Below are 21,166 nucleotides of genomic sequence, written 5' to 3' on the forward strand. Positions count from 1 at the left end.
GCCCGTGGGAGGTAGCAACCTCCCGCGGGCTTCTCTGTACCTCCGGTAGCTTCTCTACAGACTCCATCGGGTTCTGCCGGGCTCTGCCAGGCTTTATCGGCGACATAAAATTACGCCGAGAGAGTCCAAAACTCAGGTTAACCTCACAAAAATGCTGGTTCGGGGCACTAAAGCTCACGCTCTCGCGTAGGATGGATACGTACTGTATCTACGATTCCACACCTTCTGGTACGCTCAACCCTCGCGGTGAGCGGCACGGGTGCGGATGTGAAAGTGAGACCATGGATTTTAACCTCCTGATTATGATCGCCATGATGGCGCTGCTGGCATGGATGATGTTCTCTGCGCAGAAGCGTCAGCGTAAGCAGATGGAGGAGCTGCAGGCAATGCGACGTGCGCTCGTCCCTGGTGATCAGGTGATGACTGCTTCCGGCGTTTACGGCACCGTTGTCAGCACTGACCTTGAGAACAACAAGCTGCAGCTTCAGATTGCAGAGGGCGTTGTGATTACTGCGTCCATGAATGCGATCCTGAACCTTGTTGAGGAGGAGGCCCCCGCAGCGCCCCTGACCGAGGACGTGTACGAGGCTACCGCATCCGAAGCTCCCGCTTCCGATACCTCTTCTGATACTGCTAAGTAATTCAGAGCGTATGAGCCCGGCGCCCATGAGCGGCGTCGGGTTTTCGCGTTACGGAATCTGTAGAACACTCAATACTATTCACACGAAGAAGGAACATTATGGCTAAGCGTTCACCGCTTGCAGCCGCGCGAGGGGCGCTCCTCTCGATGGTCCTGCTCATGGTTGTTATGGCTGCCGGTATTTTCGGCAGCACCTATTCGGGAGGTTCGTGGGCGCCGAAGCTCGCCCTGGACCTTTCGGGTGGTACTCAGATGATTCTTTCTCCGAAGGTTAACGGCTCTTCGGATGAGAACGTCTCCCAGGAGCAGTTGAACCAGGCGGTTGAGATTATTCGTCAGCGCGTTGATGGTGCTGGCGTTTCGGAGGCGGAGGTTACGACCTCTTTCGGTTCGGGTAATAATGTGGTTGTTTCGGTTCCCGGAACGATTAGCGCTGAGACTCGTCAGCTGATTCAGGCGTCTGCAAATATGACGTTCCGCCCGGTTCTTGTAGCCGGTGCCGGTACTGCGGTGGCTGAGGATGCCCGCACTGCGGACGATAAGCTGCCCAAGCCGTCCGCGGAGCCGACTGACGGTTCGGACCGTAACTGGATTACTGCGGACCTGTACAAGCAGTATGAGGCGAAGGACTGCACCGCGGCACGCAATGAGGATGCCGATAGTGCGGACCCGACTAAGCCGATGGTGGCGTGTTCCACTGACGGTCAGGAGAAGTACATTCTGGGTCCTGTGGAGCTGAGCGGTAGCGATATTTCTACCGCAAGCCACACCCAGGAGACCAGCGGCCAGGGCGTGACTACGGGCCGTTGGGCTGTGAACATTCAGTTCAACGATGAGGCTCGTGAGAAGTTCCAGAACATTACTTCTCGCCTGAACGCGATTCGTGCGCAGAACGCACATGATCCGCGCGCTCGCTTCGCGATTCTGCTGGACGGCAAGGTGCTGTCCTCCCCGGTGTCGCAGGCTGTGATTTCTGATGGTAAGCCGCAGATTACCGGTAACTTCACCGAGCAGGAAGCGAAGGCTCTCGCCGATCAGCTCAAGTACGGTGCCCTGCCGATTAGCTTCACGATCCAGTCGGAGCAGCAGATTTCTGCGACCCTGGGTTCGGAGCAGCTGCGTGTGGGTCTGCTGACCGGCCTGATTGGTCTGCTGCTGGTGTTCGTGTACTCGCTGTTCCAGTACCGTCTGCTGGGCTTTGTGACGATTGCGTCGCTGATTGTGGCTGGCATTATTTCGTATGAGGCGATTGCGCTGCTGGGTTGGGCGTTGAACTACCGCCTGTCCCTGGCTGGTGTGGCGGGTCTGATTGTGGCGATTGGTGCTACGGCTGACTCGTTCATCGTCTACTTTGAGCGTATCCGTGACGAGATCCGTGCGGGCCGCACGATCCCGTCGGCGGTGAACCACGGTTGGCAGCGTGCATCCCGCACTATCTTGGCGTCGAAGGCTGTGAACCTGCTGGCTGCTGTGGTGCTGTACGTTGTGTCGGTCGGTTCGGTGAAGGGCTTCGCGTTCACCCTTGGTTTGACTGCGATTGCTGACCTTGTGGTCGTGTACCTGTTCACCCACCCGATGCTGACCCTGCTGGCGAATACCCGCTACTTCGGTGAGGGTCACCGCCACTCGGGCCTGTCGCCTGAGTCGCTGGGGGCTACGCCGCTGTACCGTGGTGCCGGTCGCCTCCGCACCCCGGAGGAGAAGCAGCTGAGCATTGCTGAGCGTCGCCGTGCAGAGCGTGCCGCCGCTGAGGCTGACGAGTCTGCTTCTGATGAGAAGAAGGAGAGCTAAGCATGGCTACCGATGTGAAACCTAATGCTTTTGCCCGCTTCGGTAATGACCTGCATTCGGGTGCCCGCTCGTACCCCTTCGTGGGTAAGCGCCGCCTGTGGCTGCTGCTGGCTACTGTGCTGATGGCGGTTTCGGTTCTGATTCCGGCTGTTGGTGGCGGCTTCAACCTGGGTATTGATTTCCGTGGCGGTTCGGAGTTCGTGGTCTCGAAGACCGCGCACGTTGATACTGCTACGGGTGAGCGCATTATTCACGAGAAGGCGAAGGACGCTTCGGATGTTCGCGTGACCAATATTGCGCCGGGTACGATTCGTGCCCAGATGAGCAAGCTCAGCGATGATGAGACTCTGCAGGTGAAGGCGGCTCTGCAGGAGGGTTACGGCGTCTCTGAGAATGACGTGACCTCCTCGTTTGTGGGCCCGACCTGGGGTGCGGATGTGACCCGTCAGGCGTTCTGGGGTCTGGTTGCGTTTGTGGTGCTTGCGCTGATTGGTATGGCGTTCTACTTCCGCACCTGGAAGATGTCGCTGGCGTCTATTGCGGGTCTGTTCTTCACCGTGGTGGTGACGGTTGGCCTGTACGCTGCGTTCGGTTTTGAGATTACTCCGAGTGCAATTATTGGTTTCTTGACGATTCTGAGCTACTCGCTGTACGACTCGGTGGTGGTGTTCGATAAGATCCGCGAGAACACCGAAGGCGTGCTGGAACGCCGCGACACGACCTTTGCCGAGCAGATTAACCTGGCGGTGAACCAGACCCTGGTCCGTTCGATTAACACCGCTATTGTGGGTGTTCTGCCGGTGGGTGCGATCCTGTTCATTGGTGCGTTTATTCTGGGTGCGGGTACTCTGCAGGACCTGTCCCTGTCGCTGTTTGTGGGTATTCTGGTGGGCATGTTTGGCACGCTGTTCGTGTCTGCTCCGCTGTATGCTTCGCTGCGTTTGGGTGAGCCTCAGATTCGTGAGCACACCGCGAAGGTGGAGAGCGGCAACTTCAAGGACGCTGAGGATGCTGACGAGGCTGAGGGTGACTCTTCGGAGGAGCCCGCCGAGGCTGAGAAGGCTGCTAAGCCCGCGAAGGCTGAGGAGTCCGAGAAGTCCGAGGATTCCGCAGAGGACGAGAAGGCGGCCGAGAAGCCCGCTAAGAAGCCGGCACGTGCAACCATTGAGATTCACCGCGTGAACCTGAACGGTTAGCCAGCGTTCCGCCAGCACTACTGGCTGGCGTTGCTAACGATAGGGGAGTCGATACCGAGAGGTGTCGGCTCCCCTTTAGCGTGCCCGATTATTTCCTAAACAACGCGCTCTGGCGTGTTAAAACGTCGCATAGTTTGGCGCGTTCCAGGCCGCTGGGTAGGATAAGAAGTGAAGATACTGTGCGCTCGCGTTTGAGCCTGCTGATGGCTGGTTTGGCCGGTATAGCCCTCAATGATGAGGAACCTGAGTGTGCGGCTGATTATCGTGAGCCCGAAGGAGCCTGGAATGAGTGCAGAACCTGCCGTGAACACCAACGCTGAGAACCCTGCAGGGACCGCCGAGAAGCCCGCGGTTCGGCCCGCTGGCCCGATTCCTCTGCCTGAAACTGATTCGTCTGACGCAAAGAAGAAACGCGGCTCGCACCGCGTCATGGCTGCTGGCGGACGTGTGCCAAACCGCCTGGTCTTCGGTAGCCGCAGCAGCAAGATGGAAGCCTCCGACTCGCACGGCGGCACCATCCGTTTCTCCCCGATGATCGCGCCGGTCGTACGTGCCGTGCGCCGCTACCACCCGGATGAGGACATTGAGGTGCTGCAGCGCGCCTACGAGGTGGCGAACCGCTGCCACGAGGGTCAGAAGCGTAAGAGTGGCGACCCGTACATCACCCACCCGGTCGCTGTGACCGCGATTCTTGCGGAGATGGGCGCGACCGGTCCCGTGCTCGCCGCCGGCCTGCTGCACGACACCGTGGAAGACACCGACTACACGATGGAGCAGCTCACCGAAGAGTTCGGCGAGGAGGTCGCCTACCTGGTCGATGGCGTGACCAAGCTGGACAAGATGACCTACGGCGAGAACGCCTCCATTGAGACGATCCGCAAGCTCGTGCTGTCCATGAGCAAGGACATCCGCGTGCTGCTCATCAAGCTTGCCGACCGCCTGCACAACGCGCGTACTTGGCGTTTTGTGCCGCAGGCCTCTGCCGCGAAGAAGGCAGAAGAGACCCTGAAGATTTACGCGCCGCTCGCGCACCGCCTGGGCTTGAACACGATCAAGTGGGAGCTGGAGGACCTGTCCTTCGCCGCCATGAGCCCGGAAATTTACGCCGAAATGGTGCGCATGGTCGGCGAACGCACCCCCGCGCTCGAAAAGTTCCTGAACGAGGCGCGCACCAAGATTAAGGAGCGCCTGGCACAGGTCGGTATCGAGGCGACCGTGACCGGCCGCCCCAAGCACTACTACTCGATTCATCAGAAGATGAAGACGAAGGGCCGCAGCTTCGACGAGATTAACGACATCCTCGCGGTGCGCATCATGGTTGAGGAAGAGGCGGAATGCTACACCGTGCTCGGCCACGTGCTGTCCCTGTGGCCGTCGATGACGGGCCGTTTCAAGGATTACATTAAGAACCCGAAGAACAACAACTACCAGTCGCTGCACCTGACCGTGTACGGTCCGGGCAACCTGCCGCTTGAGATTCAGATTCGCACCTACAAGATGCACGAAGAGGCTGAGTATGGCGTGGCGGCGCACTGGCGCTACAAGGCGGCATCGCGCGGCGAGAAGGTCGCGGCTCGTGGCGGCGCGCCCGCGAAGGACCCGAAGGAGCCGGGCACCCAGACCTCGGCGATGATGAACGTCGGCATCCTGCAGTCCATTGCGGAGATTTCGAACTCCAACCCGGAGTCGGAGAAGTTCTACGAGTCGCTCGCTGACACCCTCGACACCGACGAAATCGTCGTACTCACCCCCAACGGCGAGGCAATCGCCCTGCCCAACGGCTCCACCCCCGTGGACTTCGCCTACGCCATCCACAGTGAGGTCGGCGACCGCACCGTCGGCGCGAAGGTCAACGGCCGCCTCGTGCCGCTGCACACGGTCCTGCCCACCGGCGCCACCGTGGAGATTATGACCACGAAGAACGAAGACGCCGGACCCAGCGAGGACTGGCTGAAGTTCGTTCGCTCCTCACGCGCTCGCACGAAGATTCGCCAGTACTTCGCGAAGGAACGCCGCATGGAGGCGCTGCTCGCCGGCCGCGAGATGCTCACCAAGAGTATGCGCAACAGTGAGCTGCCGCTGCAGAAGATGATGAGCCCGGAGATTATGACTCAGGTGGCTCAGCTGCTGCACAAGAACGATGTGGCGTCGCTGTACCGTGCGATTGGTGAGCACGAAATCACGCCGAAGCAGGTCATTGACACCCTGGTTGAGGTGCACCGCGGCGACGAGCCGGCACCCGAGGTTGAGGTCAGCGACTTTGACGAGACGCTGCTGAAGTCCACCCGCAAGGCGATTGGCGATAACGGCGTGATTGTGCCGGGTGCTGAGGGTGTGCTGACGAAGATTGCGCGCTGCTGCACCCCGGTCCCGCCGGATGACATTATCGGCATTGTGACCCGTTACAACGGCATTTCGGTGCACCGCCGCGACTGCCCGAACATGCGTAACGCTGACGAGGAGCCGCGCGTGACCACGGTCGAGTGGGCGTCTTCGCCGACCGCTACGTACCGTGTGCAGATTCAGGTGGAGGCGCTGGACCGTAAGGGCCTGCTGAGCGACCTGATTCGTGCTATCTCTGAGTCGGGCGTGAACATTCTGGATGCGCGCGTGCACACTTCGGAGGATCGTACCGTGGTGGACCGCTTCGCCCTGGAGCTGGGTGACCGCTTCATGCTGGAGCACGTGCTGAACGTGGTCCGTAACGTGACGGGCGTGTACAAGGCGTACCGACTGACCGGCGCGAAACCCTCGGAGGCGTAGGCTCTTTAAAATTATCCTTCTGTGTTGATTCGAGGTGCTGGTTTTTGTACTCTTGAGTTAACCGTTCGGCCTGCTACTCTTGATGGAGTAGACGGGCCGGATTTCTATTTTCTGGTCTTTACATTGAGAAGCCACATGTGTTCCGAACACATGTGGCTTCTCGCCGTTTAGGGGAGGGGCGGGGAACTTTCGATAGGTTAGTGTCTTCACTACGGGTTAAAGACTCACGGCGAAGACACTAACCTATCGAAACGGCCAGTTACCTGCCGCCGGTGAAGATTCAGTCATGACTTAGCGTCTTTGGCGATGGTTAAAACCCCAGTCCAGAGTCACTAACTCATTACCGAAAACACTAAGTCATTACCGGATCCCGCCTATCCGGTGCAGAACCCAAATTCGGTCATGGTTACAGATTTGTGCCATGGGTTAGTGTCTTTGGTCGTAGTTAAAAACCATGATCGAAGACACTAAACCATGGCACAAAATTCTGCAGGCGCAGCCCCTTATCTTGTCAGGGGTACCCCGTACTTTTGGTGGTAGAGAACGACGACGTGTTCTCGCCCCTCCGCCGAGCGACCAAAGGAGCCCCCTCATGTACACGGTTGGTTACTACAATGACGAAGACTTCCGCGCCTTCTACTCCGGTCAGGACGCCGCCAACATTGACGATTTCTTCACTGACAACGGCGAATACCTCATGGTGTACCTGCCGGAGGTGACCGACCGTGAGTTCCTTGCCGGCCTCCGCTACGGTAATGGCTGTGACGCTCTCTGCCAGAGCGGATACGCCCTTGACGAGGCGGAAGAGGCCCTCCGCGACATGTATGCGCTCGCCGTGTAGCCCGCCCACGCCAGGTATCCCAGTGATGGGGGATCATGGCGTCTTTTTGTGCCCAAACGCCACTACATGTGGTCATGTGGGTCAACGGGATGCAAACGACTGTAAACGTCCTGTAGGGTGGTGACTGTAGTGTTCCATGGCGCACCGATGCGTTTGTTGGACGCGCTACAGGGCTGTTTTTCTTCCAGCGGTCGTTTTGACTGTGAAAACTAGCCCGACACACGAACTTTCACCGAACAAATAGGAGTGTCCTTCATGGCATCTCGTATCATCAACCGCCGCGCAATGCTGAGCGGCGGTGCACTTGTAGGCCTTGGCGCCTTGCTTGCGGCCTGTGGCCAGCAGGCAAATAACGAGGCGGCATCATCGACCGCTGCGCCGAGCGAGACGACCTCGGCTTCTGCGGCGGTGTCTGAGTCGCCCTCTGCGAGCGCAACTCCGTCTACTGTCCGAGGCTACTCCGGCGGATCCAAGGCACCCGACGGTGAGTACCGCAAAGCAGATTCGAAAGGTCCTGCGCAGAACGTGCCCAAGCCTCCGGCTCCCGAAGAGGGTTACCGCGAGAAGTCTATCTCTGGTTTGGAGAAGACGATTCGCGCCTGGGCCAATTGGCGCAATTATGCGGTAGAAACTGGAGATTTCACTGAGGTCCGACAATACATAGTACCGTCGCTAAAGTCAGAAGTAAGTTTCTACGATGAGATGAGCAGCCTCTACCGAAAGGGAGGCTGGATTATAGACGGCCATAACGAGTTCGTATCAGAGGAAAACCCTCAGAAGGTAGACGATCAAACTTACCGTTGGAGGGTTTACCGCAAGTGGAATTTCGTTATGTACGTTCAGCCTGACGGTAGCTGGGAAACCCGTGAGAACCGAGAAATAGACAATAATTCCTGGGAACTTTCCTGCGTATATGCAGATAGCCGCTGGCTCATAACTGGTTTGAAGAAAATCAACAAAGCCAGCTAAAAATCACCTTCACCGATACGAGGAATGTATTTCTATGACTTCCCTTTTTCTTACTCGCCGAGCGTTGTTGAGCGGCGGCACGCTGCTGGGCATGAGCGCGCTGCTTGCGGCGTGCGGTCAGCAGGCGGCTAACGAAGCGGATGCCCCGGCGTCCTCAACCACAGCAACGCCGAGCGAGACTGCCTCGGCTTCTGCGGCAGCTTCTGAGTCGCCTTCGGCGAGTGCCACCCCGTCTACTGTCCGAGGCTACTCCGGTGGCTCCAAGGCACCCGACGGCGAATACCGCCCGGCTGATAAGTACGGTCCGGCGCAAAATGTACCGAAACCTAACGCTCCCGAAGACGGCTACAACGAAAAGTCTCTAGAGGGCATGCGCAAGACGATGGATGCCTGGATCTTGTGGGCAAATTACGGCACCGAAACCGGTGATTTCACCAAAGCACGCCAGTTTATGTCGCCTTCATATGAAAACGAATTGAAAGCGTATGAAGATATTGAGGATCTCTACGCTAGCGGTGGTTGGGTCATTGGAGGAGTAGACCATTTTATTGCTGACGGTAACCCCTGGTCAGAAGACGGTGAAACCTACTTTTGGAAGGCTTACCGCGAGTGGGATTACGAGACCTATGTTGAATCTGATGGAAGTTGGCGCCGCTGGGAAAATAAGGACAAGACTAAGAACACTTTCAAATTTGAGCTGAAGCACAACGGCCAGAAATGGGAAATTATGAATTATGAGCCCGTCGATGACTAGCCCCTCCATGCGAGCCTAAAAGTCCGCATCCCGCAGACACCCCACAGACCGCAGATACTCAGAAGCCACATGTGTTTCGAGAAGCCACCAAAGAAGTGGCTTTTCGAAACACATGTGACTTCTCGGCGTTAAATAGGCAAGTAGCCCGGGGCGCCAGCCTCTATCAGCCGGCACCCCGGGCACTACCCGTCCGGCTAAAACTCCGGCTAGAACTTAGTTGCCGAAGCCCTGCAGGGTTGTTGCCCAGGCGCGGCGCGCCTCCAGAGCTTCCTTAGCCTTGGCGATCTTCTTGGAGTCGCCGCCCTTCTCAGCTGCGGCGAGTTCTGCTTCCAGCTCGGCGAGGGAGTCCTCAATCTGTGCGAGCAGGGAGTTCGCGCGGGCTGCCTTGGCGGGGTCGTTGCGCTTCCACTTTGCCTCTTCGGCGCCGTTGATTTCGTCCTGAATACGGCGCAGCTCGCCGTCGATACGGCGCAGGTCGTTGCGGGGCACGCGGCCTGCCGCATCCCAGCGGTCCAGGATCTTCTCGAAGGCTGCCTTCGCTGCCTCAATGTCCTCGACGGGCAGGAGTGCGCGTGCTTCTTCGAGCAGTGCTTCCTTGACCTTGAGGTTTTCGGCGTAGACTGCGTCCTGCGCTGCTTCGGCTTCGTTGCGGGCGTTGAAGAACACGTCCTGTGCCGCGCGGAAGCGTGCCCACAGCTTGTCGTCTTCACGGCGGTGGCCGCGGGGTACCTGCTTCCAGGCGCGCATCAGGTCGCCGTATGCGCGGGAAGTTTCAGACCAGTCAGTGGAAGTGGACAGCTCTTCCGCACGTGCGATCAGCTCTTCCTTGGCGCGCTTGATGCGTGCGTTGCGGTCGTCCAGCTGCGAGAAGTGTGCGCGGCGGTTGCGGTCGAAGGTGGTGCGGGCTGCACGGAAACGCTTCCACAGCTCGTCCTCTACACTCTTCGCCAGGTGAATTTCGCGCTGTGCCTTCTTCCACGCTTCGAACAGTTCGTTCATGCGGGAGTGGGAGTTCTTCCAGTGAATCTGGTCAGGGTCCTGGCCGGCAATCTGTTCGGCTTCCGCGACGATTTCTTCACGGACGGCGAGGGCGCGTTCACGGTTTTCGGTGCGTGCCTGCTGCTGCTTTTCGCCGAGTTCAGCGATCTGCTCTGCGAGGGTGATGAGGCGCTTCTGTAGGCCGGAGTAGTCGCCGACCATGTTGCGCACACCGATCTGTGCACCGATGGAGGTGATGCCCTTCTGCAGGTCTGCGGCGGGGGCGTTGTTGGCGAGGCGGGATTCGAGCAGGGCAACCTGCGCCTCGACGTTTTCAAACTTGCGGGCGAAGTAGCTGAGCGCTTCTTCTTCGGAGGCGCCGGGCAGCTGGCCTACGGCGTATTCTTCGCCGTCGACAATGACGAAGACGTGGCCGTCCTCGGAGACGCGGCCGTACTGGCGTGCCTTTTCGAGGTTTACAGTGTCGTCGGGTTTGGTAGTCACCGCTATAACTCTTTCACTCGGGGGTGCTGGGGGTGGGGCGCCTTTGCGCTGTTCCCCGTGGTGGGCACCCGTTTGGGTGTGCGTGTGCACCTCCTAAGCATAGCCTCTGCGGGGTGTGTGTGAGTAGTGTCTGGTCGTGTTGTGTTGTGGGCGAACCTGCCGGCTGCGGGTTTGTGGGGGTTTGTGCGGGGTGTGCTGGGGGAGTGGGTGCTGTGCCGGGGTGGGTGTTGGTATGATGGGTAGATATGCCCGGAGGTGTTCCGGGGTTTTGTTGTCGAGTTCTTTGTCAAGGAGTATCGCGTATGGCTCGCAAGGCTTCGCTGTCTGGTTTTCCCGAGTATCTTCCGGCTGAGCGGTTGGTTGAGAATCATGTTCTGGACACCCTGCGTGAGACTTTTGAGTTGCACGGTTTCTCCCCGATTGAGACTCGTTCGGTAGAGACTATTGAGCAGCTGCTGCGCAAGGGTGAGATTGACAAGGAAGTTTACGCAATTTCTCGCCTGCAGGAGGATGAGGCTGCTAAGGCTAAGGAAAAGCTGGCTCTGCACTTTGACCTGACCGTGCCGTTTGCCCGTTACGTGGTGGAGAACGCCGGTTACCTGAATTTCCCGTTCTCGCGTTACCAGATTCAGAAGGTGTGGCGTGGTGAGCGTCCGCAGGAGGGTCGTGCCCGCGAGTTCACTCAGGCTGACATTGACGTGGTTGGCGACGGCGAGCTGCCGTTCCGTTACGACGTGACCCTGGCGCTGGTTGTTGTTGATGCGCTGTCGAAGCTGCCGATTCCTGAGTTCAAGCTGCGTGTGAATAACCGCAAGCTGGCTGAGGGTTTCTACCTGGGCCTGGGTTTGACTGATACTGCGGCTGTTCTGCGTTCTATTGACAAGCTGGAGAAGATTGGCGCTGAGCGTGTGGCTGAGGAGCTGCAGGCTGAGGCTGGTGCGAGCGCGGATGCTGCCGCTGCCGCCTTGGAGTTGGCGCAGATCCGCACTGAGGATGCTTCTTTTGTGGAGCAGGTGCGTGCGCTGGCCGCTAAGTATTCGGTGGAGCACGAGCTGCTGGATCAGGGTCTTGCTGAGCTGGCTGAGGTCATTGAGGAGGCGTCCCGCCGTGCGCCGGGTAAGGTGCTGGCTGACCTGTCGATTGCTCGCGGCCTGGACTACTACACCGGCACCGTGTATGAGACTGTTCTGGTTGGTCACGAGTCGCTGGGTTCGATTTGTTCGGGTGGCCGTTATGAGTCGCTGGCGTCGAATGGTAAGAAGACGTACCCGGGTGTTGGCCTGTCGATTGGTGTGACCCGTGTGGTGGCTCGTATTTTGTCGCAGGGTTTTGCGCAGGCGAGCCGTAAGGTGCCTTCGGCTGTGTTTGTTGCCCTGACGAATGATGAGGGCTGGTCTGCTGCGAATGATGTTGCGGATGCGCTGCGTGCCCGCGGTATCGCGTGTGAGGTGTCTGCGAATGCGGCGAAGTTCGGTAAGCAGATTAAGTACGCTGAGAAGCGCGGCATTCCGTTCGTGTGGTTCATTTCCTCGGATGAATCGGGTGCCCCGGTTCACGAGGTGAAGGACATCCGTTCGGGTGAGCAGGTTGCTGCTGATCCGGCTTCGTGGATGCCGCCGGCTGAGGACCTGCACGTTCAGATTGTGCGTGCTGAGGGCCTGTAAATAGATCGGTAAATAGTAGGGGCCTGTAGCACCTGTGGTGTTTGGTCGCTGTAGTATCTGGCTACTCTGAGCCTGTATATGGGCTTGCATATGGACCCGCATATGGATGTGTACCCGCCTGGTGGGGAGGATGTTGACCTCCCTGCCGGGCGGGTTTTTTGCGCTGTTGTGCTCTTTGGTCGCGCGGATTTGTGCTGTGTTGATTTATGCTGCGCGGATTTGTGCCATGGGTTAGCAACTTCTGCCATGGGTTCTTGTTTTCGGTAATGACTTAGTGACTTTGGAGGGGGTATTTAACCCGTACCAGAGTCACGAAGTCATTACTGAAATCCATAACTCATCCCTAAAAAACTGCAACCTCGCACGGAACACCCCCGCCACCATCCTCACCTCCGCCCGCCTCCTTGGTCCTCGGCTACCAACCCCGGCTTATTTCAGAAGTAGGTTCCGTAAATGGGTCACGACCTCTAGCTCCTTGTTGAAGATGTCAGCCCATGTGAGGTGCACGACCGTCCATCCGGCACGGGTTAAGGCACGGTCGCGGGCCGCCTCGGAGCGGTCCCTGCCGGGGTGGTCCACGTATTTCTGTTCGCCGTCGAACTCGAGAATGACCCGCGCCTCGGGCCAGGCGAAGTCCACCCGATAGTTACGCCCCTCGCATGAAATCGGGTACTGCGTTACGGGCAGGGGCAGCCTGTGTTCCATGAGTAGGCACCGGGTGAGGCTCTCGCCCGCCGACTCACTGGATGCGTTCACTGCCTGCGCCAGGAGGGGCCCTGCGGAACCGCCGTACCCCGTGAGGTTTAGTAGAATCTCGGTTACCTCGCAGGGCTCCAACAGCCCTCGCCGCATGATGGAGTCAGCGAGGACCACCGCCTCCCGAAAGGGCATGCTGCGCGCGCAATCCTGCAGCGTGCGAGCCACCGTCGTAACCATGATGGATGTGCCCGGCAACCTGGTGACCTCATCAGGGCTAATAGCGGTTTTATGCCGGTGAATCCGTTCCCGATCCGTGGCGCAGTGGCTACGGCTGTACGCGTCCAGCATCTGCGGAACGGTCAGCAGGTCAAGGCCCCACAGCACCGCAGCTGACTTGTGTGAAAATACTCCCTGAAACCCCACGAGGTCGGCGGCGATGCATCGTACGCGGAGTCGGTCGTCGGAGTTGAGTTGATCTGCGTTGTGGTTGTAAATGTAGGCTCCTCGTCGAATACGTTGCAGGGTTCCTCCGGCTATGAGATTACGGAGGCGGCGCGGGCCTATTCCTTTCATGCGAAGTGTGGCTGGGGTGTGCACGAGAGGGTACAGCTCCGCGATACGTGGAATTCCAGGCATCTTGGTGGGAGCGTTCGGGACTGATGCATGTGATGTCAGAGGGGTTATAGCGTTCATGGCATAAGCCTGACACTTTTGAGCAGGAGTTACAGGGCTAACCCAAAATCTGTGGATAACTTGGTCGGTTTTGAAGAATGAGCGTTTGTCCACAGGCTGCAGATGTGGGTTCTTGATTTGGGTAATGACTTAGTGACTTTGGAGGGGGTCTTTAACCCGTACCAGAGTCACTAAGTCATTACTGAAATCCATAACTCATCACCAAAACCGCTGCCCGCCTCATCACCTCCGCATCCTCACCCCTGCCTCCGCACCCTTTTTTCTGCCCTCGACCTGCCCGGAGGGGATACAATATATGAGGCGCACGCAGTGTGCGCATATCATCAACCGCGTGTACCCGGCTACTGTCTATAGTCGTGAGGTGCCCGCTATGAAAGGAATGTCTGTGCTTCGCACTCACACCAACGGCGAGCTGACCGCCGCAAATATTGGAGAGACTGTTACCCTGACCGGTTGGGTGGCTCGCCGCCGCGACCACGGTGGTGTCGCCTTCGTTGACCTGCGTGACCGTGAGGGTGTCACCCAGTGTGTTTTCCACAATGAGGCTGATTTTGAGCACCTGCGTAACGAGTACGTGCTGCGCGTGACCGGTCTGGTGACTAAGCGCCCGGAGGGTAACGAGAACCCGAACCTGGCGACCGGCGAGATTGAGGTTGAGGTGTCCGCCGTTGAGGTGCTGAACACTGCCGCTCCGCTGCCTTTCCAGATTGATGAGCACGTTGAGGTGGGTGAGGAGGCGCGCCTGCGCTACCGCTACCTGGATCTTCGCCGCCCGGAGCCGGCTCGCATCATGCGTCTGCGTTCGGACGCGAACCGTGCGGCACGCAACCTGCTGGCTGAGGACGGCTACATTGAGGTTGAGACCCCGACCCTGACCCGTTCCACCCCTGAGGGTGCGCGTGACTTCCTGGTGCCGGCTCGTCTGGCTCCGGGTTCGTGGTACGCTCTGCCGCAGTCCCCGCAGCTGTTCAAGCAGCTACTGCAGGTGGGCGGTATTGAGAAGTACTACCAGATTGCTCGCTGCTACCGTGACGAGGATTTCCGTGCGGACCGTCAGCCTGAGTTCACTCAGCTGGACATTGAGGCTTCGTTCGTTGACCAGGAAGACATCATTGAGCTGGGCGAGCGCATCGTTGAGGCTGTGTGGAACCTGATTGATGTGAAGGTTCCCCGCCCGATTCAGCGCATGACCTACAAGGATGCGATGGAGAAGTACGGTACGGACAAGCCTGACCTGCGTTTTGGTCTGGAGCTGACCGAGCTGACCGAGTACTTCAAGGACACCACTTTCCGCGTGTTCAAGGCTCCTTACGTGGGTGCTGTTGTGATGCCCGGTGGTGCTTCTCAGCCTCGCCGTACCCTGGATGCTTGGCAGGAGTGGGCTAAGCAGCGCGGTGCTAAGGGCCTGGCTTATGTCCTCATTCAGGAAGATGGCGAGCTGACCGGTCCGGTGGCTAAGAACATTACTGATGCTGAGCGTGCTGGCCTGGCTGAGGCTACCGGCGCGAAGCCCGGCGACTGCATCTTCTTCGCTGCTGGTGAGGCTAAGGCTTCCCGCGCGCTGCTGGGTGCTGCTCGTGTTGAGATTGGTCACCGTACCGGCCTGATTAAGGACGGCGAGTGGTCCTTCGTGTGGGTTGTTGACGCTCCCATGTTTGAGTCTTCTGCTGAGGCTACTGAGTCCGGTGACGTGGCTCTGGGTCACTCTGCTTGGACTGCTGTGCACCACGCCTTCACTTCCCCGAAGCCCGAGTTCATGGATACTTTCGACACCGACCCGGGTTCGGCTCTGGCGTACGCTTACGACATTGTCTGCAACGGTAACGAGATTGGTGGCGGTTCGATCCGTATTCACCGCCGTGACGTGCAGGAACGCGTGTTCGCTGTGATGGGCATTGGTGAGGAAGAGGCTCAGGAGAAGTTCGGCTTCCTGCTGGATGCGTTCAAGTACGGCGCACCGCCCATGGGTGGTATTGCGTTTGGTTGGGACCGTATTGTGTCTCTGCTGGCTGGCGTTGATTCGATTCGCGAGGTTATTGCGTTCCCGAAGACCGGTAATGGTTACGATCCGCTGACTGCGGCTCCTGCACCGATTACTCCGGAGCAGCGTAAGGAAGCTGGCGTTGATTTCAAGCCGAAGAAGAAGGACGAGGAGTAATCTTCTCTAGTCTTTGGTCGTGCGACCCGTAGAGGGGTGTGGGCCTGTGCGGCGTGGGCCCGGCAGGGCGTTGAGCTGTGCGGGGTCGCCGTTGAGGGTGGGCTGTGTATTCTGCTGGTGCAGGGTCGCAGCCCACCTTTTGTATCGACTGGCGTGCGTGCCGATTTGTGTACTCATCAAAGGGGGAGGGGAGCATGCGTATTGTGGTTGCCGGTCCGAGTGGTAGCGGTAAGACGACGTTCGCGGCGCGGTTGGGGCGCCTCCTGGACATTCCGCATACGGAGATGGACTCGTTGCATTGGGGCCCGAACTGGACTCCGCGCCCTAGTTTTGAGGCTGATGTTCAGACGCTCATTGAGCAGCCTGCGTGGATTACGGAGTGGCAGTATCCGCAGGTGCGTGGTCGTCTGCTGGAGCGTGCGGATGTGGTGATTTATCTGCGCTATAGCCGTGCGGTGGTCATGTGGCGTGTGGTTCGCCGGACGGTGCGTCGTGCGGTGACGGGTCAGAGGCTGTGGGCGGATAATGTGGAGCCGCCGCTGAGGAATATTCTGCGCGACCCGGACAACATGATTCGGTACACGTGGAGGAGCTACCCGCATGTTGGGGAGTTGCTGGCGGAGGCTCGCGGGCAGCATCTGCAGAAGCGTTTTATTGAGTTTCGTACCCCGCGGGCGGCGAACCAGTTTTTGCGTGCCGTGCAGTTGCGCGGTGTGCTCTGATGGCGGCTGCCTCTAAAACGGCTGCCGAGTGTGGTGTTGAGAGAGATGTAATGAGCCCGGTGAGAGCCGGCTCCAAGTTGAAAGATGAACCCAGTTGAAAGGTGAACGATGCGAGTAGTTATTCAGCGCGTGACCCGCGCGGCGGTGCGCGTGAACGGTGAGACGGTCGGCGCGATTGAGCAGCCCGGCTACCTGGTGCTGGTCGGTATCACGCACGGTGACGGTGCGGCGCAGATTGCGAAGCTTGCCGATAAGACCGCGAACCTGCGCCTGCTGGAGGGGGAGAAGTCCCTCCTTGATGAGGGCGCACCCGTGCTGGCGGTCAGCCAGTTCACCCTGTACGGGGATGCGAAGAAGGGTCGCCGCCCCTCCTGGTCTGCCGCTGCGCCCGGTGCGGTGAGTGAGCCGCTGTTCAACGATTACGTTCAGGCGCTGCGTGAGCGTGGCCTGCACGTGGAGACCGGCGTGTTCGGCGCGGACATGCAGGTGGAGCTCGTCAATGACGGCCCGGTGACCCTGATTCTCGATAGTGAGACCCTCTAAGAGCAGCTCACAATTTAGATGATAGGTTCTGAATTCTGGTCATGAGTTAGTGACTTTAGCAGGGGTCTTTAACCTGTGCCAGAGGCAAGAAGTCATGACCGAAATTTCCTGTGAAACGATAGAGTAAGACTATGGCTGATTCCCTCTTTGATCTTGAGTTGCCCGATGACGGGGACCGCGTGAGCTTGATTGGCGCCTCCAGTGAGGAGCCCTCCTCGCGTGCCTCTGCGCCGTACGCGCACTCTTCCCGTTCGGCGTCTCGTGCGCCGTTGGCGGTGCGTATGCGTCCGCGCACTATTGATGAGGTTCTCGGCCAGGAGCATCTGCTGACTCCGGGTGCGCCTTTGCGCGTGTTGGCGGGGGAGAACGCCGGACCGGCTGGCCCGTCTTCGGTGATTTTGTACGGCCCTCCGGGTACGGGTAAGACCACCCTGGCGCATGTGATTGCGCGCGCGCCGGGTCGTAAGTTCGTGGAGCTTTCGGCAATTACTGCGGGCGTGAAGGATGTTCGCGCGGTCATGGATCAGGCGCTGCTCGACCGCGACATGTACGGCACGACCACCGTGCTCTTCCTCGATGAGATTCACCGTTTCACGAAGGCTCAGCAGGATGCGCTCCTGCCCGGCGTGGAGAACCGCTGGGTGATTCTGGTGGCGGCTACGACGGAGAACCCGTCGTTCAGCATTATTTCGCCGCTGCTCTCGCGCTCGCTGCTGTTGCGGGTTCATTCGCTGGAGCAGTCCGATATTGAGCGTCTGATTGATCGTGCGTTGGCTGATCCGCGCGGTTTTGACGGTGCGGCGGTCATTGATGAGGATGCACGCGCCCACCTCGCGGCGGTTTCTGGAGGCGACGCTCGCCGCTCCCTGACCTCGCTGGAGGCGGCGGCTGCGATTGCGTTTAGCGAGGCTGAACAGGCGGGGGAGAAGGACCCTGAACCTTCCGAGCCGGTGCGCATCACCCTGGCGCACGCTACGGAGGCGGTGGACCGCGCCGCGATTCGCTACGACCGTTCGGGCGATCAGCATTATGACGTGGTGAGCGCGTTCATTAAGTCCATGCGCGGCTCTGATGCGGACGCCGCGGTGCACTACCTGGCGCGCATGCTGGAGGGCGGTGAGGATCCGCGTTTTGTGGCTCGTCGCATCATGATTTTGGCGAGTGAGGATATTGGTCTGGCTGATCCGCAGGCGTTGCAGGTGGCGACGGCTGCGGCGCAGTCGGTGGCGCTGGTGGGCATGCCGGAGGCGCGCATTATCCTCTCGCAGGCGGTGATTTATTGTGCGCTCGCGCCGAAGTCGAACGCCGCGTATAACGCGATTAACCGTGCGATTGCGGATGTGCGTGCGGGTGCTGCCGGTCAGGTTCCGGTGCATTTGCGTGATGGTCATTATGCGGGGGCTAAGCAGTTTGGTCACGGTGAGGGGTACATTTACGCCCATGATGCGCCGGGTCATGTGGCGGCGCAGCAGTACCTGCCGGATACTCTGCGCGGCACGGTCTACTACGAGCCCACGCAGCATGGTTTTGAGCGTACATTGACGGAGCGGCGTGAGCGTATCCGTAGGATTCTTGACGGCGGCAACTAGTTGCCCCGGTTCGCCCGCGCTAACTAATTAGCCGCGCGCATCAATCACGCGAAACCACCCGCGCCGGTCGGTTATTCGCGTGAACAACCAGCACAAACCACCCGCGCACATCAATCACGCGACCCCCCCCGCACCAAACAGTAGGCAAACAGAAAGCGGTGCGTAGTACCTCGGTAGTACTGCGCACCGCGTCAGAGTTTTGAGTTTGTGATAGACGTCTTGACTGTCTGCCTTCCCGGAAGGGCGGACGCCAAGCTTGTTATGGTCTCTAGTCTAGGCGATATGGGAGCGTGATTCAAGCTATTTCCCATAAAGACACAGGTTAAAAATAACGAAATGATTACAATCCAACATCTCGGCGCCGCAATTTTCCGGGAAAGTTGCACCTAAAGAGTCCTGACGGGCATAAATAATTCCTGTGGGGGTCGTGTGGGTATGCATCAAAAACCCACATGCATAGTGATTTGAACCAAAGATTTCCCAAAAGGCTGGTAAAGCCCGGGTGCATCCGGTAAGCTTGACGGGTCTGGCAATTACTATGCCCGCTTCCGTGCGGGTGTCAGTAATGTAGCTGCGGGGTACTCTGCCCCGAGCTCTCCGCCCCACCGCCGTACAGCAACGACCGAATCGGTCGCGTACGGATCCCGGCGGGGTCAACCGAGGAGGCCAGTATTCAACAGACCGAGGCCCCACCCGTGAGGGTGCAGGAGCCTCACATATGAAAGGTAGATTGTGGCTAAGCACAACCGCACCCGCCGTACCGTGCGTCAGTCCCGTGCCCTGGGCATTGCACTGACCCCGAAGGCAGAAAAGTACCTCGAGCGTCGTCCTTACGGCCCCGGCCAGCACGGCCGTGCCCGCAAGAAGGCTGACTCCAACTACGCTACCCAGCTGAAGGAAAAGCAGCGTCTGCGCGCTCAGTACAACATCCGCGAGGCACAGATGCGCCGCGCATACCTCGAGGCAAAGCGTACCGAGGGCCAGACCGGTAAGAACATGGTCGAGCTGCTCGAGACCCGCCTCGACGCTCTGGTTCTGCGTGCAGGTTTCGCCCGCACCATTGCACAGGCACGTCAGATGGTTGTTCACCGTCACATCATGGTTGACGGCGTTCGCGTGGACCGCCCCTCGTTCCACGTCAAGCCCGGCCAGCTGATCCACGTTCACCCCAAGGCTGAGAAGACCACCCCCTTCCAGGCTGCGGCTGCAGGTGAGAACCAGGCAGTTCTGCCCGAGGTTCCCGCATACCTGAACGTTGAGATCGAGAAGCTGCACGCAAAGCTTGAGCGCAAGCCCAAGCGCGAAGAGATCCCCGTGATCTGCGACGAGCAGCTGGTCGTTGAGTACTACTCGCGTCTGGCATAATCTCGATTTTTCGAGAAGCAACCCGTCCTGCACCGTTCGGTGGGGGCGGGTTGTTCCCGTTTAACGCGCGGGTTTTTGGGGTATATACACCAGAGGGCGGTGGTGCCGCTGAACCTGTGAATCTTCCTTCGCTGGGAGTTTCATGAGAGTTTAGGGGGCGCTTGAAGGATTTTTCGACTAAAATAGGGGATTGAGCTGTGTATACAGTCCTGAACTGTACGCACAATCCGGCTGCGTGCCACGGTGGCACGCGGTCCTGTACGACTATTGATAAGCATCATGCATTGAGCGGAATGGGGTTATAGATGACTGGCGGAGATATTGCGGGCCTGATTTCAGCAGGAGTTTTTGCGATTCTGGTGGCCCTTCTTGCGCTACCCATTATTCGCCTGACCAAGGTGTTTGATGAGCTTATCGTGACGATTCGTTCGCTGAACCAGAGCACCGGCCCCCTCATTGAAGAGGTGACCCGCACTGTGGTGACCACCAATGAGCAGCTGGAGAAGGTTGACGACATCACCTCGAACGTTTCGGATGCGTCCGCGAACGTTTCTGCGCTGTCCTCGCTGGTGACCTCGACTGTGGGTCAGCCGCTGATTAAGGTTGCGTCCTTCTCGTACGGTGTGCGTCAGGCGTTCCGAGGCGGCAAGTCCGGCGACGCACACGGCACCGGCAACACTGGCAACACCGCTGGTGGTCAGTACGGTTCGGCACAGTCCTCTTACTCTGCAGGCGGTGAGAACTAATGGGTCTGCTTCGTTCAGCTCTTCTGCTCGGTGCCGGTGCGGCGGTTGGTTATTTCGCGTCCAGGCGTGCCGCCTCCGAACCTGCTCAGCGTACCCCCGGCAGCGCCCTGCTCATGCGTGAGCACGGTGAGCTTGCCCTCAACCCGGAGTCTCAGATGGGAAAGTTCTTCGATTCGCCGATTGGCAAGCCCCTGCAGCCGTATGCGTTGCGTGCTGTTGAGTTCGCCGCCCGCGTGCGTGAGGGCATGCAGGAGAAGGAGATGGAGCTCAACGCTAAGGTGGAGCGCCAGAAGCAGGATCTGCGTCCTGGCTCCCTGGATACGTGGGACCGCCAGATGAGCTCGGCTGAGATTGAGTCCACGAACCGCCGCCTGGCTGAGCGTGAACTCATTGAGGTGGAGGCTGAGATTGCCTCCTTGGAAGAGGCTCAGAAGCGAGCGCGTGAGCAGCGTATTGCGCGTGACCGTCAGCTCGGTGACGGCTTCTTCAACTAGGTTTTAAGGTGGTGTCTTCGCCCGTAAACCACGGTACGAGCCACGGTACGAGACTGG

Annotated in this window: 17 protein-coding genes; 15 read left to right on the forward strand and 2 right to left on the reverse strand. The window is 59.0% G+C overall.

Annotation, left to right across the window (positions count from 1 at the left end; translation table 11 throughout):
• The first annotated feature begins 281 nt into the window (after positions 1-281).
• The 7 genes from yajC (at position 282) to RQ593_RS02470 (ending at position 8,954) form a co-directional block, all read left to right on the forward strand.
• Positions 282-641: a preprotein translocase subunit YajC gene (gene yajC / locus RQ593_RS02440; protein WP_294630923.1), complete on the forward strand. Its 360-nt coding sequence runs from the start codon at positions 282-284 to the stop codon at positions 639-641.
• A gap of 98 nt (positions 642-739) precedes the next feature.
• On the forward strand, positions 740-2,431 hold the full coding sequence (secD, locus tag RQ593_RS02445) for a protein translocase subunit SecD (protein WP_311449721.1): 1,692 nt from the start codon (positions 740-742) through the stop codon (positions 2,429-2,431).
• A gap of 2 nt (positions 2,432-2,433) precedes the next feature.
• A complete protein-coding gene (secF, locus tag RQ593_RS02450; protein WP_311449722.1) occupies positions 2,434-3,627 on the forward strand; it encodes a protein translocase subunit SecF in 1,194 nt (397 codons plus the stop codon).
• A gap of 285 nt (positions 3,628-3,912) precedes the next feature.
• Positions 3,913-6,390 (forward strand): bifunctional (p)ppGpp synthetase/guanosine-3',5'-bis(diphosphate) 3'-pyrophosphohydrolase, encoded by a 2,478-nt coding sequence (locus tag RQ593_RS02455; RefSeq protein WP_311449723.1) that lies wholly within the window; start codon positions 3,913-3,915, stop codon positions 6,388-6,390.
• A gap of 592 nt (positions 6,391-6,982) precedes the next feature.
• Positions 6,983-7,231: a hypothetical protein gene (locus tag RQ593_RS02460; RefSeq protein ID WP_005505891.1), complete on the forward strand. Its 249-nt coding sequence runs from the start codon at positions 6,983-6,985 to the stop codon at positions 7,229-7,231.
• 255 nt (positions 7,232-7,486) lie between these two features.
• Positions 7,487-8,200 carry a DUF6318 family protein gene (locus RQ593_RS02465; protein ID WP_311449724.1) on the forward strand — a complete coding sequence of 238 codons (714 nt, stop codon included), beginning with the start codon at positions 7,487-7,489 and terminating at the stop codon, positions 8,198-8,200.
• A 34-nt stretch (positions 8,201-8,234) separates the two neighbouring features.
• Positions 8,235-8,954 (forward strand): DUF6318 family protein, encoded by a 720-nt coding sequence (locus RQ593_RS02470; RefSeq protein ID WP_311449725.1) that lies wholly within the window; start codon positions 8,235-8,237, stop codon positions 8,952-8,954.
• Positions 8,955-9,167: 213 nt separating this feature from the next.
• Here RQ593_RS02470 and RQ593_RS02475 read toward each other — a convergent pair whose 3' ends face one another.
• Complete coding sequence (locus RQ593_RS02475; protein WP_311449726.1) at positions 9,168-10,436, reverse strand: DUF349 domain-containing protein; 1,269 nt, start codon at positions 10,434-10,436, stop codon at positions 9,168-9,170.
• Between the two features lie 302 nt (positions 10,437-10,738).
• Between RQ593_RS02475 and hisS the strand changes: the two genes are divergently transcribed.
• Positions 10,739-12,100 (forward strand): histidine--tRNA ligase, encoded by a 1,362-nt coding sequence (gene hisS / locus RQ593_RS02480; RefSeq protein WP_049341928.1) that lies wholly within the window; start codon positions 10,739-10,741, stop codon positions 12,098-12,100.
• A gap of 429 nt (positions 12,101-12,529) precedes the next feature.
• On the opposite strand, the gene RQ593_RS02485 is transcribed toward hisS, so the two are convergent.
• Positions 12,530-13,492 carry a DUF559 domain-containing protein gene (locus tag RQ593_RS02485; RefSeq protein WP_311449727.1) on the reverse strand — a complete coding sequence of 321 codons (963 nt, stop codon included), beginning with the start codon at positions 13,490-13,492 and terminating at the stop codon, positions 12,530-12,532.
• Between the two features lie 385 nt (positions 13,493-13,877).
• Here RQ593_RS02485 and aspS point away from each other — a divergent pair, with 385 nt between their 5' ends.
• The 7 genes from aspS to RQ593_RS02520 all read left to right on the forward strand — a co-directional run bounded on the left by aspS (position 13,878) and on the right by RQ593_RS02520 (position 21,109).
• A complete protein-coding gene (gene aspS / locus RQ593_RS02490) occupies positions 13,878-15,650 on the forward strand; it encodes an aspartate--tRNA ligase (RefSeq protein WP_294630937.1) in 1,773 nt (590 codons plus the stop codon).
• Positions 15,651-15,844: 194 nt separating this feature from the next.
• Positions 15,845-16,372, forward strand: a complete 528-nt coding sequence (locus RQ593_RS02495; RefSeq protein WP_311449728.1) for an adenylate kinase — start codon at positions 15,845-15,847, stop codon at positions 16,370-16,372.
• Between the two features lie 108 nt (positions 16,373-16,480).
• The gene (gene dtd, locus RQ593_RS02500; protein WP_303977403.1) at positions 16,481-16,915 is read left to right on the forward strand and encodes a D-aminoacyl-tRNA deacylase; all 435 of its coding nucleotides are present in this window, start codon (positions 16,481-16,483) and stop codon (positions 16,913-16,915) included.
• A 131-nt stretch (positions 16,916-17,046) separates the two neighbouring features.
• Positions 17,047-18,504 (forward strand): replication-associated recombination protein A, encoded by a 1,458-nt coding sequence (locus RQ593_RS02505; RefSeq protein WP_311449729.1) that lies wholly within the window; start codon positions 17,047-17,049, stop codon positions 18,502-18,504.
• 732 nt (positions 18,505-19,236) lie between these two features.
• Positions 19,237-19,869: a 30S ribosomal protein S4 gene (gene rpsD / locus RQ593_RS02510; RefSeq protein ID WP_005508739.1), complete on the forward strand. Its 633-nt coding sequence runs from the start codon at positions 19,237-19,239 to the stop codon at positions 19,867-19,869.
• Positions 19,870-20,174: 305 nt separating this feature from the next.
• Positions 20,175-20,615 (forward strand): DUF948 domain-containing protein, encoded by a 441-nt coding sequence (locus tag RQ593_RS02515; RefSeq protein WP_311449730.1) that lies wholly within the window; start codon positions 20,175-20,177, stop codon positions 20,613-20,615.
• Positions 20,615-21,109 (forward strand): hypothetical protein, encoded by a 495-nt coding sequence (locus RQ593_RS02520; RefSeq protein ID WP_005508736.1) that lies wholly within the window; start codon positions 20,615-20,617, stop codon positions 21,107-21,109. Before RQ593_RS02515 ends, RQ593_RS02520 begins: the two co-directional genes overlap by 1 nt.
• The last annotated feature ends 57 nt before the right edge of the window (positions 21,110-21,166 follow it).

The sequence above is a fragment of the uncultured Rothia sp. genome (assembly GCF_963507905.1).
Lineage (GTDB): Bacteria > Actinomycetota > Actinomycetes > Actinomycetales > Micrococcaceae > Rothia.